Source organism: Pararhizobium mangrovi (genome assembly GCF_006516965.1).
GTDB classification, from domain to species: Bacteria; Pseudomonadota; Alphaproteobacteria; order Rhizobiales; family Rhizobiaceae; genus Pararhizobium_B; species Pararhizobium_B mangrovi.
In genome coordinates, this window is sequence record NZ_VHLH01000021.1 from 21,049 (window position 1) to 36,442 (window position 15,394).

Here is a 15,394-nt window from a genome sequence, read left to right on the forward strand (position 1 = left end):
AACTGCGTGATGGTCCGACGGATGAAGCGGCTTCAGGCTGCTTCGGCGAACACGTCGTCATAGGCGGCGACGGCCGTTCGGGCGCGCCGGCCGATCTCGGCGGCGTCCATCCCCGGCTTGTAGAGGCTGGAACCGAGGCCGAAGGTGCGGATTCCGACGGCGGCGTAATCGGCGAAGTTCTTCTCCGAAACACCGCCGACCGCACCAACGGGTACATCCTTCGGCAGGACGGCCATCATCGCGCCGATGCCGGCGGGACCGAGAACGCTCGCCGGGAAGAACTTCAGCGCCGAGGCGCCGGCATCGAGCGCGACGAAGGCCTCGCTCGGCGTCATCACGCCGGGCATGGTCACCATCGAGAACGCAGCCGCGCGCGCGATGACCGCCGGTGCAGCGTTCGGCGCGACGAGCAACCGGCCGCCGGCATCGTTCAGCCGATCGACCGATCCCGTGTCGAGCACCGTTCCCGCGCCGATCAGGCAGCCTTCCGGCGCGCGCTTCGCCGCCATTTCGATGGAACGGAACGGCTCGGGCGAATTCAGCGGGATTTCCATCGCGGTGAAGCCAGCCTCGACGAGTTCGTCGATCGCCGCCTCGACCTCGTCGGGACGGATGCCGCGCAGGATGGCGACGAGCGAGCGCCGCATTTCGGGCCAGGCGATCCGGTTCATGAGTGCGCTCCTTCCGTGACGGCAGGGTGGATCGCGGCGGCGGCACGGGCGAGGCCGGCACGCACCGCCTCGTCGGCATCGACGCTCGTATGCGTCACGCCGAGCGTATCGAGGGCACGTTTGTAGAGGGCGCCGAGGCCACCGGAAGCGAGCAGGCGGATCGCCGCGCCGTCGCGCTCGGCAGGCAGGCTTCCCGCGAGTTCGGCGCCGATCAGATATCCCGAAAGCCGCGCCCTAGCGACGGTCGCCTCCTCGCCGAAGAGCAGGCTCGAACCGCGCAGCGCGAAGAAGAAGCGCATGAGAAGCGCCGGCTCGTCATGGGCGGCAAGCACCGCCTTCGCGAAGGCCGGCGCATCGGCATCGACGTCCATCGCGTCGCCGAGCGTCTGCGCCAGGATCGATTCGCGCACCATCAGTGCGTAGACCTCGCCGGTCATGAAGGTGGAAAAGCCGGTGACCGTGCCGTCACGCAGGCGCACCCATTTCGAATGCGTACCCGGCATGCAGTAGAGCACGTCGCCCGTCCCGTCGTCCTCACGCGTCATGGCCCCGAGAAGCTGCGTCTCCTCGCCACGCATGACGTCGGCGGTCTGCCGGTCGCGCTGGGCGAGGCCGGGGAGAATATGCACCGGCCGGTCGATGCCATCGATGCGGACGGCGTTCCCGGCGATGGCGTCAAGGCGGGTCGGCACGTCGAGATAGCGCGCTTCCTGCCAGCCCTGGCGCGAACCGGCCATGCCGCACACGACCGCCGGCAGGGCAGGGTCCGCGCCGAGTGCCTCGAGATGGGTTTCCAATACACGCGCGAAGCCGCGCTCGGCGGCGGTCCGCAGGCCTTCGTCGCTGCGCCGCTCGGCGAGCACGTCGCCCGCCGCATCGAGGAGCCAGACCCGAAAGGTCGACGTGCCCCAGTCGACGGCGGCGAAGGACGGCGTGCCGCTCATTGCGTCCCTCCGTCGGCGACCAGCACTTGCGCCGTGACGCCGCGCGCCGCGCTCGAAGCGAGAAAGAGGCACGGGCCGACCATATCCGCCGGTTCGAGCGGTCGCGGCAGGCACTGCCGATCCAGCATTTCCGAAAGCGCTTCTTCGGTGACCCAGAGTTCCTTCTGGCGCTCGGTCATCACCCAGCCGGGCGCCACGGCGTTGACGCGGATGCCGAACGGTCCGAGTTCGCCGGCAAGACCCTTCGTCAACCCGACGACGCCGCCCTTCGCCGTCGTGTAGGAGGGCATGCCACCCTGGTTCAGCATGTAGGAGATCGAGGAGAAATTGACGATCGAGCCTTCTCCGGCCGCCTTCATGCCGGGCACCACGGCCTGAACGAGGAAGAAATGATGGCGCAAATTCGTCGCCTGATTGTCGTCCCAGTATTCCTCGGTGACGTCCTCGATGCGGTGACGATCGTCGCGCGCGGCGTTGTTGACGAGGACCGTCACCGGCCCGTTCAGTTCGGCCGCTTCGGCAGCGGCCGCGCGCAAGGCCGCGATGTCGCGAAGATCCGCTTTTATGAAGCGCGGTGCGTGGCGCGCTCCGTCGGAAAGGCGTTCGCAAAGCGCTTCGCTCGGCTCGACGGCACGGTCGATGAAGGCGACGCGCGCGCCCTGGGCGACGAAACCTTCCGTCAGCGCCGCGCCGATGCCCGACCCGCCTCCGCTGATCAGCACGGAACGATCCTGTAGATCGGGATGAATGGCGGCAGGCTGCATCAAGACTGATTCCCTTCCAGGCGTTCGCCCGTGACGATCCACATGCGGTCCGGAAATGCGAGCGGCAGGACGAGGCCGACCCGCATGAGTGCGGAACCGGAAAGAACGAGCCCGTCGTCACCGACGAGCGGCGAAGCGAAGGAACGGGTGGGGGGCACCGTCATTTCGTCCCGGTTCCACAGATGAACGCGGTAGAGCGCTTCGGGTTCGAGGCCGGCGAGCTTCAGGGGCGAAGCCGTCTCGTTCGGCTCCGCGGCGAGCATGCCGCAGAAGAGGAGAAAGCGCGAAGCGTCTGCGTCGACGCTCATATGGGCGCGGACATGATCGCGCGCCGGCTCGAGACGGAACTGCCGCGCGGCATGCAGAAAGTCGCGATTTTCCTTGTAGAAGCGCGTGTAGCGCGTGAGCGTCGCGGCTTCCTCTCCGTCGAGCTCGCGCAGGTCCATCTCGAAGCCCATATGACCCGAAAGCGCGACGCCGGCACGAAACGCCATCGGTAGAACGCGTCCGGACGTGTGGCAATGACGCGGGCCGACATGGCTGCCGACGATCTCCGGCGGCAGGAACAGCATCGCTTCGTGCTGCATCCGCCAGCGCTCGTGCGCGTCGTTGGAATCGGACAGCCAGACACGCTGCGTGTGGCGCAGGATGCCGTAGTCGATGCGTCCGCCACCCGACGCACAGCTTTCGATCTCGACCGACGGATGGGCTTCCGCCAGCCGTTCGAACAAAGCGTAGAGCGCGTCCGTCTGGCGGACCAGCAGCGGCATGCCGGCACGATCGACGGCAAGCGTCAGATCGCGGTTCATGTCCCATTTCAGGTAGTCGATGCTGTGCTCCGACAGCAGCGCGTCGAGACGTTCGAAGAGGTAATCGACGACCTTCGGGTTGGTCAGGTCGAGCACGTGCTGGCCTCGCCCCTCGATCTGGACGCGACCTTCCGAGGCGATCAGCCAGTCGGGATGGGCACGAGCGAGCGCGCTTTCGAGATTGACCATCTCCGGCTCGACCCACAGGCCGAAATTCATGCCGAGCGCTTCGACGTGGTCGATCAGCGGGTCGAGGCCGTCGGGATATTTGCGCCGGTCGACGGTCCAGTCGCCGAGGCTCGTCGTATCGTCGTTGCGGCTCTGCCCGGCGCTGCCGAACCAGCCGTCGTCGAGGACGAAGCGCTCGGCACCGAGGGCCGCCGCGCGCTCGGCCAGGTCCTTGAGCGTCGCCACGTCGTGGTCGAAATAGACCGCTTCCCAGCAATTGTAGTGGACCGGGCGCGGACGTTGCGGCTGCGGCCAGCGCAGCACGGCTTCGCGCACATGGCGCTGCAGGGTATGCGAAAGCCCGTTCAGCCCCGTGTCGGAATGGGCGAGGCAGATCCGCTGCGACGAAAGCGTCTCGCCGGGCGAAAGGCGCGTGCCTTCGCAAAGTCCGGCCTGAAGCTGCCGCCGCCCGTCGGCCAGTTCCTCGACGAGAATGCGATGGCAGCCGGAAAACGCAAAAATCAGCGCGTGCGCGCTGCCGGAATGCTCGCCGGTTCCGCGATCGGGCACGACGAGGCCCGGAAAATGGTCCTGCCCCGTACGCCCGCGCCGGCTTTCGCGGAGATGCACACCGCGCTGGATCGGCACCCGGCTTAGAGCGAACTCACGCGTCCAGCGGCCGGCGAACTCGAGAAGATGGGACGCGGTTTCGGGCAACGGCAGCACCGGCGCGGCGAGCCAGTCGACATGGATGTCGCGCGTCCCCCGATTGACGAGTTCGGCTTCGCCTTCGATGACGCCGCCATCCACCGCAATGGCGAACGTGGCTCGGTAGGTCAGACCGTACTTTTCATCGAAGGCTTCGACGACCAACGCGTCGGATCGCGCCACTGCCGACTCGGCCAATACGAACTGCGTAAGCAGCGGCCGACCTTCCGTGTCTCGCGCGTCGATGCCCGTTTGGCCCTGGAAGCCCCGACCCTCTTCGGGACAGACGGAAAGCGAGCCGATCTGATCGAGGACGCCGTTCGTCAGCGGCCGGCGGCCGGCTCGCGCAAGGGCACCTAGATCCTCGTTGACTGCAATGAGCGCACCCCAGTGGATCACCTCGGGCAGCCCGTCGTCGTAGGAGGCGAGCACCAGCGTCTGGCAGGCGCTGTCGAGGCGCCAGGTTCGCGTGACCTTCGGTTCGCTCTGCGTGGTCAAGCGATCAGCCCTTCGTCGCGCCGAGCGTGAGGCCGGCGATGAAGTGGCGCTGCATCAGGAAGAACATGGCGACCGGCGGCAGGGCGGCGACGATGGCACCGGCCGAGACGAGCTGCCACGACGCCACCCATTGGCCGTTCAACGTGTAGAGCCCCGCCGTCACCGGCTGCGCACCGGCACCCTGCGTCAGCACAAGCGCCCAGAAATAGTCGTTCCACACGAAGGTGAAGACGAGGACCGAAAGGGCGGCGATCGCCGGGCGCATGAGCGGCAGCACGATGTGCCAGAAGATGCGGAATTCCGAAACGCCCTCGACCCGTGCCGATTCCAGAAGCTCGAAGGGAAGCGCCTTGATGAAATTGCGCATGAAGAGCGTACAGAAGCCCGTCTGGAACGCGACGTGGAAGAGCACGAGCCCTGTCACCGTGTCGTAAAGCCCGAGCTTCAGCGTCAGGTCGCGCACCGGCACCATGAGGATCTGAAAGGGCACGAAATTGCCGGCGACGAAGATGAAGAAGACGAGAAGGTTCGTGCGGAAGCGATAGGTCGCGAGCGCGAAGCCCGTCAGGCAGGAAAGCGCCACCGCCCCGATCACCGCCGGCACGGTAATGCGCAGCGAGTTGAAGAGGTACTGCGCCATCGGCGACTGGCGGAAGACGTCGAGATAGTTCGACAACGCGATCTGGCTCGGCACGCCGAAATAGTTGCCGTTGGCAAGGTCGCTCGCCGGGCGGATCGAAGTGATCGCGATGCCGATCAGCGGCAGGAGCCAGATGATCAGCGAGACGGGAAGCGCCACCTGGTAGAGCGCACGTCCACCGGTGCCGGCGCGTTCGATCGGACGTGGAAACATTGCCTCAGCCCTCCCGTTCCGTGATCACCATGCGCCAGATGAAGCCGGTGATGAAAAGCATCATGATCAGGAAGAGGACGACGGCGATCGCCGCGCCGTATCCCATGCGGTAGCCGTATTCCGAAAGCGCCTGCTCGTACATGTAGAAGGAGAGAACCCGGCTCGTGCCGTAAGGCCCGCCATCGGTCATGATCGAGACGAGGTCGAAGGAGCGCAGCGCGCCGATGACCGTCACGACCATGGCGATGAAGGTCGCCGGGCGAAGCTGCGGCAAGATCACGTACCACAGCATCCGCCAGCCCTTGGCGTTGTCGAGCCTGCCTGCCTCGACCTGCTCGGGCGAGACGTTGTTGAGCCCCGTCAGGTAGAGGATCATGCAGTAGGCGATCTGCGGCCAGAGCCCGGCGGCGATGATGCCGTAGGTCACGAACCGCGCATCGGCGAGCACCGCGATCTTGCCGAGACCGAGCGCATCGGTGATCTGCGGAAAGAGCCCGATATTCGGCGCGTAGAACCACGAGAAGATGAGGCCGACGACCACCTGGCTGATGACGAAAGGAAAGAAGAAGAGCGACTTGTAGACGCGGATGCCGATGACGTTCTGGTTCAGGAAGATCGCGATCATCAGGCCGGCCGGGATCGCGAGCAGGTAGAGAACGAGCCACAGGACGTTGTTCCACAGCGAAGTGTAGAACGCCGGATCGCCGAGAAGCTCGGTATAATTGCTGAGCCCGATCCACGTCATCTCGCTCAGCCCGTCCCATTGGTAGAACGAGATCCAGATCGATTCGAAGATCGGAAGGATGACGTAGACCAGGAACATCAGCGCGCCGGGCGCCAGGAAGAGGGCCGGCGCGAGCCTGCGCTGGTTGCGCTTCCAGAACGGCATGCGCCGCTGCTCGAGATTGGCCGCGGTGGCCGAGGCAGAGGCTGCGGCGGTGCTCATCGTCATCCTCCCAAAAGTCGATCAGGCCGGAAATCGATCACGAACGCCCGCCGGCGGTCGGCCGGCGGGCGAAGAGAGGCGAACGCCTAGTTCGAGTAGACCCGCTTGCGCACGCTTTCGAGGCGCTGGAGGATCTGGTCGATCTGGTCCGGCTGCGCCATGAACTGCTGGAAACCTTCCATGCCGGCCTTCGCCATCTGCGCCGGTGCGTCGCGATCGTAGAACTGCGACAGGTTCGAAGCGCTCGAAAGCATCTTCGCCCCCTGCTGCAGCAGCGGGTCGTCGGCGATCTTCGACTGGCTGTTGACCGGAAGCTGGCCGAGAATGTCGTTCATCTTGGCCTGAGTCTCGGGCTTTGCAATGAACGCCATGAACTTCCTGGCGTCCTCCTTGTTGCTGGCGTTCGCGGCCATCGCCACCATCTCGGTCGGCGCGTCCTCGGCCCGCGGCACGTCCTTGTTGATCGTCGGGAAGGAGACGAAGCCGACCTTGCTTTCGTCGAGCCCGGCGTTCTTCATGACGTCGACGGCGAAATTGCCCATTAGATACATCGCCGCCTTGCCCTGCACGAAGAGCGGCACGGCGTCCTGCCAGTCGAGGGCGGCTGCGTTCTTGGTGAAGTAGCCGGGCTTCACGAGCTGCGCCCAGTTCTCGAAGACCTTCTTCACGCGCTCGTCGGTGTAGGGAACCTCGCCCTGCGTCAGCTTCATATGGAAGGCGTAGCCGTTGGTGCGCAGGTCCAGGTAGTCGAACCAGCCGGCCGCGGGCCAGAGCGCCTTCGTGCCGATGGCGAAGGGCGTGATGCCGGCATCGCTCAGCTTCTTGCAGTCGGCGAGCAGATCGTCCCACGTCTTCGGCGGCTCGATGCCTTGCTTCTCGAAGATGTCCTTCCGGTAGTAGATCGCCCACGGATAGTAGCTGTAGGGGATCGCCCACTGCTTGCCGTTGGCGCTGACGGCGGACTTCGCCGACTTGAGCTGCGAATCGAGATCGTTCTCGCTCCACAGATCCGAAATGTCGGCGAACAGGTGCGCGTCCACGAAGGGAAGCATCCGGTTGCCGGAGTACCAGGTCACCACATCGGGTGCATCGGCGGTGAGGAAGTTGCGGATCGCGCTCTTGAAGCCTTCGTGATCGAAGACGTTCCACTTCACCTTCACGTCCGGATTGGCCTTCTGGAAAGCGTCGATCGCGTATTTGAACGCGCCCTTCGGGCCTGGATCGGACGTATCCGTGTTGATGGTGATCGTGCCGGCAAGCGCCGACGTCGTCATCAGCGCTGCTGCAGCAGCACCGAGCATCATGGTCTTTACGGAAAATCGCATGGAATAACTCCTCCTCCGGGATCGATAGTCTTGCGAGACGGGCCCGAACGCCGGGCCTTTCGCATTCAATCATCGTTCCGATATTTGGAACGTTATTTGACTATACAGAACTATTTGCCTAAGCTATGCTCGCTGTCAAGGACAATTGGCGGAACGACGCCAGCTTGCGGCGAAGGCCGCGATTGCGAGAAGAACGAAGGAAACGCCATCGATGGAGGCGGAACGGACGAGGCCACGCCCATCCGGGTCGGCGAACGGCACAGGCACGCTCGGCAAGGCGATCGACGTGCTCGAACTCGTCGCCGAGACGGACGAGCCGATCCGCTTCACCGAGATCCTGCGCCGCTGCGACCAGCCGCGCGGCACGCTGCATCGCCAGCTCAGCAACCTCGTCGAGGAGGGGCTTCTGGTCGTCAATCGCGACCATTCCTATTCGCTCGGCGTCCGCCTCCTGAAATTCGCTTCCAAGGCCTGGGCGAACAACGAGTTCCGCGTGATCGCCGAGCCGCATCTGCGCCGCCTGCACGAGCTGACCGGCGAGACCGTGCACATGGGCGTGCTTCGCGGGCTGGAAGTCATCTATCTCGACAAGGTCGAAAGCCGGCAGGCCGTGCGCATGTACTCGCAGATCGGCAACGCCTCCCCGGTGTTTTGCACCGGCGTCGGCAAGGCCGCCCTCTCCTGCCTTTCGAAGGAGACGGTCGAGGAGATGTTGCCGCGCATCGCGTTTCGTCGCTTCACCGAACACACGCTGGTCGATCCAGCGACCTTCGCGAAGGCGATCGACCGGGCACGCAGCGAAGGCGTCGCCTACGATCGCGAGGAACACGAGATCGGCATCCGCTGCGTCGCCGCCCCGATCCACACGGCGGATCGAAGCTTCGTCGCCGGCATCTCGGTGACGGCGCCGGCCTATCGCGCCGGCGAGGAAACGATTGCCGGCTGGGTCGATCTCGTGCGCGAGGCGGCCGCCGCGATCATGGACGACATGCGCAACCGCCTCGGCCCCCGGGTCTGAAGTCGGCGCGCATCGAGACAAACGCCGGCGCCGAGACGCCGAAACAACGTGACCCGATCCTGGGAGGAGTTCGAAGAATGGCCGGTCTGGAACTGAGCAAAGTCCGAAAGTCCTTCGGCGCGGCGGAAGTCATCCACGGCGTCGACCTGACGATCGACGAGGGCGAATTCGTCGTCTTCGTCGGCCCGTCGGGCTGCGGCAAGTCCACGCTTTTGCGCATGGTGGCCGGGCTCGAACAGACCTCCAGCGGCCAGATCCACATCGGCGGAACCGACGTGACGCGCTACGAGCCGGCCGAGCGCGGCATCGCCATGGTCTTCCAGTCCTACGCGCTCTACCCGCATATGAGCGTCGCCGAGAACATGGGTTTCGGCCTGAAGATGACCGGCTACAAGAAGGACGATGTCGACCGGCGCGTGAAGAAGGCCGCGGAGATCCTGCATCTGGAACCCCTGCTCGATCGCAAGCCGAAGGCGCTTTCGGGCGGCCAGCGCCAGCGGGTGGCGATCGGGCGAGCGATCGTTCGCGAACCGCAGGTCTTTCTCTTCGACGAGCCGCTTTCCAACCTCGACGCCGAATTGCGCGTGCAGATGCGCCTCGAGATCGCCAAGCTGCACAAGGAACTGGACGTGACGATGATCTACGTCACCCACGACCAGGTCGAGGCGATGACGCTGGCCGACAAGATCGTGGTGCTGCACGACGGGCGCATCGAACAGGCCGGCACGCCGCTCCACCTCTACGACGACCCCGACAACATGTTCGTCGCCGGCTTTCTCGGTTCGCCGCGCATCAATTTCCTCGAAGCCGTCGTCAAGCGCTCGGAAGGCGACCGTCTGGTCGTCGCACTTCCGGCCTTCGACGACATCGAGGCGCCGCTGCCGATCGCCGAGAGCCATCCGCAGGAAGGCCGCACGCTGCGGCTTGGCATCCGGCCCGAGCATCTCTCGCCCGACGGTTCGGTCCGCTTCTCCGCGAAGGTCGACGTCGTGGAAAACCTCGGCGGCGTTTCCTTCGCCTATGCGAATTCGCATTGGGAGGATCCGTTCGTCATCGAGATGAAGACGCGGCGGGCGAGCGAAGGCGAGACGCTGCAAACGGGTTTCGATCCGGAAAAGGCGTTGCTCTTCGACCCGCAAAGCGAACTGCGCATCCGTTAGATGCGCATTCCCTTCGCCCCGTCGACCGCAGGGACGTCCACATGCGCTCGCCGCAGGCAAACGGGGCGGCAATATCGGGCAATCGAAGGATCGACGAGATGAAGACATGCCGCATTGCACGCACCGGCGTTGAGGTCACCAGGGTCGCTTTCGGCTGTGCTCGGAAAGCCGATAGGCGACACGATGAAGACGCACTCCTTTCGAGTTCGTGCTGATCTTACTTCTTAATCTTGCGCCGAATGCTTCGCCAACGCATCGAGATTGCGTTGAAGGGTTTTGGACTTTGCCGTTCCCAGGAGAAGCGAACTCGTCGCCTTATGCCGCTTGGCAAACAGTAATGCGGCGGTTGCAAGTGTCATTCCCTGTTCTTCCGCGCGCGTTTGAAGGTCCCTGACCTGATCCATGATCTCCGGCGATGCCCGGCCGTAGTCATAAGTCGCATCCGGCACGGGACCCGTTGCCAGAATACCGGAATTGAAGATGCCGCCCAGTACCAGGCTGGTTTCGGCCGCCAGACACCGGGGGACCAGTTCAACCTCGGCGGAACGGTCGAGAAGTGTGAGCCTTCCGGCCAGCAGGATCACGTCGATCGGGCCATGGTCCATGACGTCGAGGCAGACCTGGCATTCGTTCACGCCCAGACCGAAGGCGCCGATGCGACCGGCCGCCTTCAATTGCGTCAGGCGATCGTAGCCGGACGAAAGGAATGCCTCCATATGCCCGTCGTTGTGGTCGCCATGGGTGTATCGCCCCAGATCATGGACGTAGACGATGTCGACGTGATCCAGGCCGAGGCGTTCCAGGCTTTGCTCCAGGCTCGCTTCGATCCCGTCCCCGGAATAGTCGTAGACGACATCGTTCTGCAGCGGCTTCACGTAGCCGTCGGCCTGTTCGATCGGGTGATCGGACGGGCTGAGCAGACGACCGACCTTCGTGGACAGGCGATATCCACTTCGTCCGGCGAGAAAATGTCCGAGACGCTGTTCGGACCGACCGCGTCCGTAATGCGGCGCCGTATCGAAATAGCGGATGCCGGCATCCCACGCGGTCTGCAGAACTGCGTGAGCGTCGTCGTCGTCCACCTCGCGGTAGAGATTTCCGATGCTCGCACCACCGAATGAGACGTCGGTGACCTCGATATCGGTACGTCCGATGCGGTTCGTCTTCATTTCTGCCTCCCCCATCAAGCTGCAGGCGCACGTCGCCCCGAACGCTTTCCGTTCGGCCGGAAGCGTACCCATTGAAGGCGCCGGTGTACTCCGGCTCCGACGTCGGCCTGCCGGCACGCCACGGCGACCTCGTGATCGCCCTATGTTTTTTCGATATTATAAACCGCCGGACGTGACCAGCGGCAATGGAGGTTCCGGCACCGGACAGACTGCGAACGAGCCTGGTTCAGGCGCCGGAGAGGCAGTCAATACGGCTTGAGAGAAGCTAGAAGCGTACGTCGCGCCGTTGTCAGATGGGTGCAGGCGCAGTGACGGATGCGCTCGGCATCGCGGCTTCTCAACGCTTCGATGTAGGCGAGATGCTCCCGGATGGCGGCTTCGTTTCGTTGCCGCTCGGAATGTCTGTTCCACTGATAGTGATAGTGGAAGACAAGCGATATGACCTCCTGAAACTCGCGTACGAAACGGTTCCCGGTGATGTCGGTGATGAGAGTATGGAACCGGTCGTCCAGAACGGAAAAGTCCCGGTAAGCATCCTCGATATGGGCAAGCAGGGCTCGATGGTCCGCCTCCAGTCGGTCGAGTTCGAGCCAGACGGCATGATCCTCGGGCAACTCGGCGAACCGCACGGCAGCGTCGAGTTCGATCATCGTTCGGAACTGCGAGAGTTCGATCGCATAGTCGGAGGTGAACCCGCGAAGCCGCCAGCCACCTCGACCGGTATGGTCGACGAGACCGAAACGACCGAGGCGAGCGAGAAAGCTCGTGACGACGAGCGGCGTGACGGAGAAACGCCGCGCCAGTTCGCTGACGTTCAGTTTTGCGCCGGGAGCCAGGCCGCGATGCAACGTCCACTCCAGGAACGGTCGTTCGAAGCGCTCGCTGTCGCTCGTTAACTCGCCGTCGGGAAACCGGTCCGAACGACGCGGATTGCGCACGACGCGCTTTTCGCGGCCGTTCCACTCGATGACACCACGTTCGTCGAGTTCCGCTAGAACGCTGCGAACGACCGTTCGGCTGACGCCGAGCCGATCGGCGAGGGCATGTTCGGATACGAGGACGCGCTCCTTCTCGGACCCGATCAGTTCGAGAAGAGCGTTGTAGGCATTCTTGAAACGAGTGTTCTTGCGCGCCATGACTTTCGTACAGTTCTGACAACCACCCGATTATGAACAGCAAAATTCGAATTGTACAGAAATAATTAAAAACCGTTGACGTTGGTTCGGGTACGATATCCTATGTCGTTGGGAGGATGAGCGAGCATGAGCACCATCGGCGAAACACCGAAGCGAGGCTTCGAACCGGCCGATGTTCTGTCCGGCCTGAAGCGACGCGGCGACATGCTCCAGCGCATCTCCGCGCTCGCGACGCTGGTGCTCCTGATCATCGCCTTTTCGTTCATGAACGACGCGTTCTTCTCGATGCGCAACGGCATGAGCGTACTTTTGCAGACTGCCGTCATCGGCCCGCTCGGCATCGGCGTCACCGTCGTCATCTCCCTCGTCTGCCACGACATGCACGACGTCTTCCGACTGTGCGACCGGGTCATGGTGATGAACAATAGCCGCAGTGTCGGCGAACATGCCATCGACTAGGTCACCAAGGACGATGTCCTCAGCCTCATCATGAAGGGCGAAACGCGCGGCGGCCGGCAGCCGCGCAACGCGGCCGCCTGAACGAAAGACGGAAAACGAACGATGACGGAAACGATGCAGGCCCTCGTCTGCGGCGAACCCGGTACCCTCAGGCTCGAAGACCGTGCCCTGCGGACGCATTGAAGCCGTGGTGTAGAGGAAAATCGGTGCGTATCGACAGCCACCAGCATTTCTGGACCTATTCTAAAAACGCCGACGATTTCGGCTGGATCGACGACCGGATGGAAGCGCTCAAGCGCGACTTTGGACCCGGCGATCTCTCACCGGAGCTCGCGGCAGCGGGTTTCGACGGCTGCGTTGCGGTTCAGGCGCGCGAAACGCCGGCCGAAACCGATTTCCTGCTGACGATCGCCGACCGGCATGCCTTCGTTCGCGGCGTCGTCGGCTGGCTCGATCTGCGCGCGCCCGAAATCGAGGCGGACCTCGAACGCTACAGCGAGGCAAGGCGCCTCGTCGGCCTGCGCATGCCGGTGCACGACTATCTGGACCCCGACTTCGCGAACGCAAAACCGCACGCGCGCGGCGTCGGCCTGTTGCGTCGGTACGGGCTGACCTACGATCTGCTGGTGCGTCCCGCGCAGCTTCCGGCGGCGAGCGCCCTTGCCCGGCGCTTCCCCGACCAGCCCTTCGTCCTCGACCATATCGCCAAACCCAACCTTACCGTTCAGCGCGACGACGCGTGGTTCGACCGGATCGGCGCGCTGGCCGCCTGCGACAACGTCTTCTGCAAGCTTTCTGGCATGGTGACGGAAGCCGACTGGGCCGATCCGCATTCGGCCCCCTTTACGGCTTATCTCGACCATGTGCTCGAACTGTTCGGCCCGAAGAGACTGATGATCGGTTCCGACTGGCCGGTCTGCACGCTCGCCGCGCCCTATCGCAGCGTGATCGGCATCGTCGAGCGCTGGGCAAAGGATCGGCTGAGCGACGACGAACGAACCGGCCTTTTCGGCGAGACGGCGTTTTCCTTCTACGGACTGGACCGATGAACCACATGGATACTCTCGCAGCAGCACCATCCGCGCTCAAGCTCGGCGATGCCGACAATGTCGCGGTCGCCGTCAGGGCGCTTGGCGCCGGCGAACACATTCTCGGCGTAACGCTCGCCAGCGACGTCCCCGCCGGTCATAAATTCGCGCTGAAACGCGTGGCGACCGGCGATCCGGTCGTCAAGTACGGTCAGGTCATGGCCGCTGCAACGACCGAAATCGAGCCCGGCTCGCATGTCCACGTCCACAACTGCGCCATGGCGGATCTGCGCAACGGCCATGCGGCCGCCGGCGCCTCGCTACCCGACATGCCGGTGCGCACGACGTTCGAAGGCTTCGCCCGGCCCAACGGGCGCATCGGCACGCGCAACTACATCGCCGTGATGGCTTCGGTGAACTGTTCGACGACGGTCTGCCACGCGATCGCCGCGGCGGCGAACGCGACGCTTCTGCCGCGCTTTCCCGGCATCGACGGCTTCGTACCGCTGGTACACGACCAGGGATGCGGCATGGCGAATGCGGGAGAGGGGTTCGAAACCCTGGTCCGCACCCTGAAAGGCTACCGCGACCATCCGAACTTCGGCGGCGTTCTCATCATCGGCCTCGGCTGCGAGGTCAATCAGATCACGCTCTACAGGCCGACGGAATGGACGCGCGAGCGCTTCCAGACCTTCAACATCCAGGAAGTCGGCGGCTCGCGATCGGCGGTGGACCGGGCGCTTGAGCTTCTCGAACCGATCGCTGTTGCGGCGAACCGGGACGAGCGTACGATCCTGCCCGTTTCCGGCCTGGTTCTCGGCATGCAATGCGGCGGATCGGACGGCTTTTCCGGGGTGTCGGCCAATCCCGCGCTCGGGGTCGCATCCGACATGCTGGTCGCGGCCGGCGGCACGTCCATCCTGTCCGAAACGCCGGAAATCTACGGCGCCGAACACCTCCTGATCGCGCGTTCCGACGCCGATACCGGTGCGCGCATCGCCTCGATGATCGAGTGGTGGCGGGACTACGCAGCACGCAACGGTGCGACCCTCGACAACAACCCCTCGCCCGGCAACAAGAAGGGCGGGCTGACGACGATCCTGGAGAAATCGCTTGGTGCTGTCGCCAAGGGGGGTCTGTCGCCCGTTGCAGGCGCTTATGCCTATGGTGAGCGAATAGATCGGACCGGCTTCGTCTACATGGACAGTCCCGGATACGACCCGGTCGCAGCGACCGGCCAGATTGCCTCCGGTGCCAACATCATGGCGTTCACCACCGGTCGTGGATCATGCTTCGGCGCCAAGCCGACGCCGAGCCTCAAGCTCGCCTCGAACAGCGCGCTCTTTCGTTCGATGCCCGAAGATATGGACATCGACTGCGGTGCCATCCTCGAAGGGCATGCCGGAATCGAAGAGGTCGGCGAGACGATCTACGACGCACTCCTCGACATGGCTTCGGGCAAGAGAACGTCATCGGAAGAATTCGGCTATGGCGACAACGAATTCGTACCGTGGAAAATCGGCGCGACCCTGTAATGCGAACAGGAGATTGTTGACTGGAGCGCTTTGCGGCCTGACGGGATCGGGTCCGGCACTCCATCTTTCTGTTTTGCGCATCATCTGCGACGCCGAATTGAATGCGTCTGGTCGGAAAATGCTTTGAACACACCGCCACCGATGGTCGTCCCGCGCGCATCATGTACAGCGATCATTCTACACGTGGTTGCGTGACCGGCCGG

The 15,394-nt window shown here is 64.0% G+C and carries 14 protein-coding genes; 5 read left to right on the forward strand and 9 right to left on the reverse strand.

Annotated features, from left to right (window positions below; translation table 11 throughout):
* Nucleotides 1-32: 32 nt before the first annotated feature.
* The 7 genes from FJU11_RS11615 to FJU11_RS11645 form a co-directional block, all read right to left on the reverse strand.
* On the reverse strand, nt 33-671 hold the full coding sequence (locus FJU11_RS11615; protein ID WP_141167225.1) for a 2-dehydro-3-deoxy-6-phosphogalactonate aldolase: 639 nt from the start codon (nt 669-671) through the stop codon (nt 33-35).
* On the reverse strand, nt 668-1,615 hold the full coding sequence (locus FJU11_RS11620) for a 2-dehydro-3-deoxygalactonokinase (RefSeq protein ID WP_141167226.1): 948 nt from the start codon (nt 1,613-1,615) through the stop codon (nt 668-670). The genes FJU11_RS11615 and FJU11_RS11620 overlap by 4 nt, the downstream gene beginning before the upstream one ends.
* The gene (locus FJU11_RS11625) at nt 1,612-2,379 is read right to left on the reverse strand and encodes an SDR family NAD(P)-dependent oxidoreductase (RefSeq protein WP_141167227.1); all 768 of its coding nucleotides are present in this window, start codon (nt 2,377-2,379) and stop codon (nt 1,612-1,614) included. Before FJU11_RS11625 ends, FJU11_RS11620 begins: the two co-directional genes overlap by 4 nt.
* Nucleotides 2,379-4,562 carry an alpha-galactosidase gene (locus FJU11_RS11630; RefSeq protein WP_141167228.1) on the reverse strand — a complete coding sequence of 728 codons (2,184 nt, stop codon included), beginning with the start codon at nt 4,560-4,562 and terminating at the stop codon, nt 2,379-2,381. The genes FJU11_RS11625 and FJU11_RS11630 overlap by 1 nt, the downstream gene beginning before the upstream one ends.
* Nucleotides 4,563-4,566: 4 nt before the next feature.
* Nucleotides 4,567-5,415, reverse strand: a complete 849-nt coding sequence (locus tag FJU11_RS11635; protein ID WP_141167229.1) for a carbohydrate ABC transporter permease — start codon at nt 5,413-5,415, stop codon at nt 4,567-4,569.
* Between the two features lie 4 nt (nt 5,416-5,419).
* Entirely contained in the window at nt 5,420-6,238 is an 819-nt protein-coding gene (locus FJU11_RS11640; RefSeq protein WP_210242885.1) for a carbohydrate ABC transporter permease, read from the reverse strand.
* 209 nt (nt 6,239-6,447) lie between these two features.
* A complete protein-coding gene (locus tag FJU11_RS11645) occupies nt 6,448-7,686 on the reverse strand; it encodes an ABC transporter substrate-binding protein (RefSeq protein WP_141167231.1) in 1,239 nt (412 codons plus the stop codon).
* A 211-nt stretch (nt 7,687-7,897) separates the two neighbouring features.
* Here FJU11_RS11645 and FJU11_RS11650 point away from each other — a divergent pair, with 211 nt between their 5' ends.
* Together FJU11_RS11650 and FJU11_RS11655 are read left to right on the forward strand one after the other, a co-directional pair.
* A complete protein-coding gene (locus FJU11_RS11650; RefSeq protein WP_141167232.1) occupies nt 7,898-8,704 on the forward strand; it encodes an IclR family transcriptional regulator in 807 nt (268 codons plus the stop codon).
* A 77-nt stretch (nt 8,705-8,781) separates the two neighbouring features.
* Nucleotides 8,782-9,864 carry an ABC transporter ATP-binding protein gene (locus tag FJU11_RS11655; protein WP_141167233.1) on the forward strand — a complete coding sequence of 361 codons (1,083 nt, stop codon included), beginning with the start codon at nt 8,782-8,784 and terminating at the stop codon, nt 9,862-9,864.
* Nucleotides 9,865-10,088: 224 nt separating this feature from the next.
* Here the strand turns inward: FJU11_RS11655 and FJU11_RS11660 are convergent, their stop codons facing one another.
* Nucleotides 10,089-11,048: an aldo/keto reductase gene (locus tag FJU11_RS11660; protein WP_328591726.1), complete on the reverse strand. Its 960-nt coding sequence runs from the start codon at nt 11,046-11,048 to the stop codon at nt 10,089-10,091.
* Between the two features lie 230 nt (nt 11,049-11,278).
* Complete coding sequence (locus FJU11_RS11665; RefSeq protein ID WP_141167235.1) at nt 11,279-12,169, reverse strand: GntR family transcriptional regulator; 891 nt, start codon at nt 12,167-12,169, stop codon at nt 11,279-11,281.
* Nucleotides 12,170-12,295: 126 nt separating this feature from the next.
* Between FJU11_RS11665 and FJU11_RS11670 the strand changes: the two genes are divergently transcribed.
* The 3 genes from FJU11_RS11670 (at nt 12,296) to FJU11_RS11680 (ending at nt 15,191) form a co-directional block, all read left to right on the forward strand.
* Nucleotides 12,296-12,628: a hypothetical protein gene (locus FJU11_RS11670; RefSeq protein WP_141167236.1), complete on the forward strand. Its 333-nt coding sequence runs from the start codon at nt 12,296-12,298 to the stop codon at nt 12,626-12,628.
* Nucleotides 12,629-12,834: 206 nt separating this feature from the next.
* Nucleotides 12,835-13,677, forward strand: a complete 843-nt coding sequence (locus FJU11_RS11675) for an amidohydrolase family protein (RefSeq protein WP_181408158.1) — start codon at nt 12,835-12,837, stop codon at nt 13,675-13,677.
* A gap of 5 nt (nt 13,678-13,682) precedes the next feature.
* Nucleotides 13,683-15,191, forward strand: a complete 1,509-nt coding sequence (locus tag FJU11_RS11680) for a UxaA family hydrolase (RefSeq protein WP_235891003.1) — start codon at nt 13,683-13,685, stop codon at nt 15,189-15,191.
* The last annotated feature ends 203 nt before the right edge of the window (nt 15,192-15,394 follow it).

Bases quoted from the DNA above. Each gene is read 5' to 3' on its own strand.
- FJU11_RS11615 (WP_141167225.1), bottom strand. From the start codon at position 671: ATGAACCGGATCGCCTGGCCCGAAATGCGGCGCTCGCTCGTCGCCATC.
- FJU11_RS11620 (WP_141167226.1), bottom strand. From the start codon at position 1,615: ATGAGCGGCACGCCGTCCTTCGCCGCCGTCGACTGGGGCACGTCGACC.
- FJU11_RS11625 (WP_141167227.1), bottom strand. From the start codon at position 2,379: ATGCAGCCTGCCGCCATTCATCCCGATCTACAGGATCGTTCCGTGCTG.
- FJU11_RS11635 (WP_141167229.1), bottom strand. From the start codon at position 5,415: ATGTTTCCACGTCCGATCGAACGCGCCGGCACCGGTGGACGTGCGCTC.
- FJU11_RS11640 (WP_210242885.1), bottom strand. From the start codon at position 6,238: ATGTTCCTGGTCTACGTCATCCTTCCGATCTTCGAATCGATCTGGATC.
- FJU11_RS11645 (WP_141167231.1), bottom strand. From the start codon at position 7,686: ATGCGATTTTCCGTAAAGACCATGATGCTCGGTGCTGCTGCAGCAGCG.
- FJU11_RS11650 (WP_141167232.1), top strand. From the start codon at position 7,898: ATGGAGGCGGAACGGACGAGGCCACGCCCATCCGGGTCGGCGAACGGC.
- FJU11_RS11655 (WP_141167233.1), top strand. From the start codon at position 8,782: ATGGCCGGTCTGGAACTGAGCAAAGTCCGAAAGTCCTTCGGCGCGGCG.
- FJU11_RS11660 (WP_328591726.1), bottom strand. From the start codon at position 11,048: ATGGGGGAGGCAGAAATGAAGACGAACCGCATCGGACGTACCGATATC.
- FJU11_RS11665 (WP_141167235.1), bottom strand. From the start codon at position 12,169: ATGGCGCGCAAGAACACTCGTTTCAAGAATGCCTACAACGCTCTTCTC.
- FJU11_RS11670 (WP_141167236.1), top strand. From the start codon at position 12,296: ATGAGCACCATCGGCGAAACACCGAAGCGAGGCTTCGAACCGGCCGAT.
- FJU11_RS11680 (WP_235891003.1), top strand. From the start codon at position 13,683: ATGGATACTCTCGCAGCAGCACCATCCGCGCTCAAGCTCGGCGATGCC.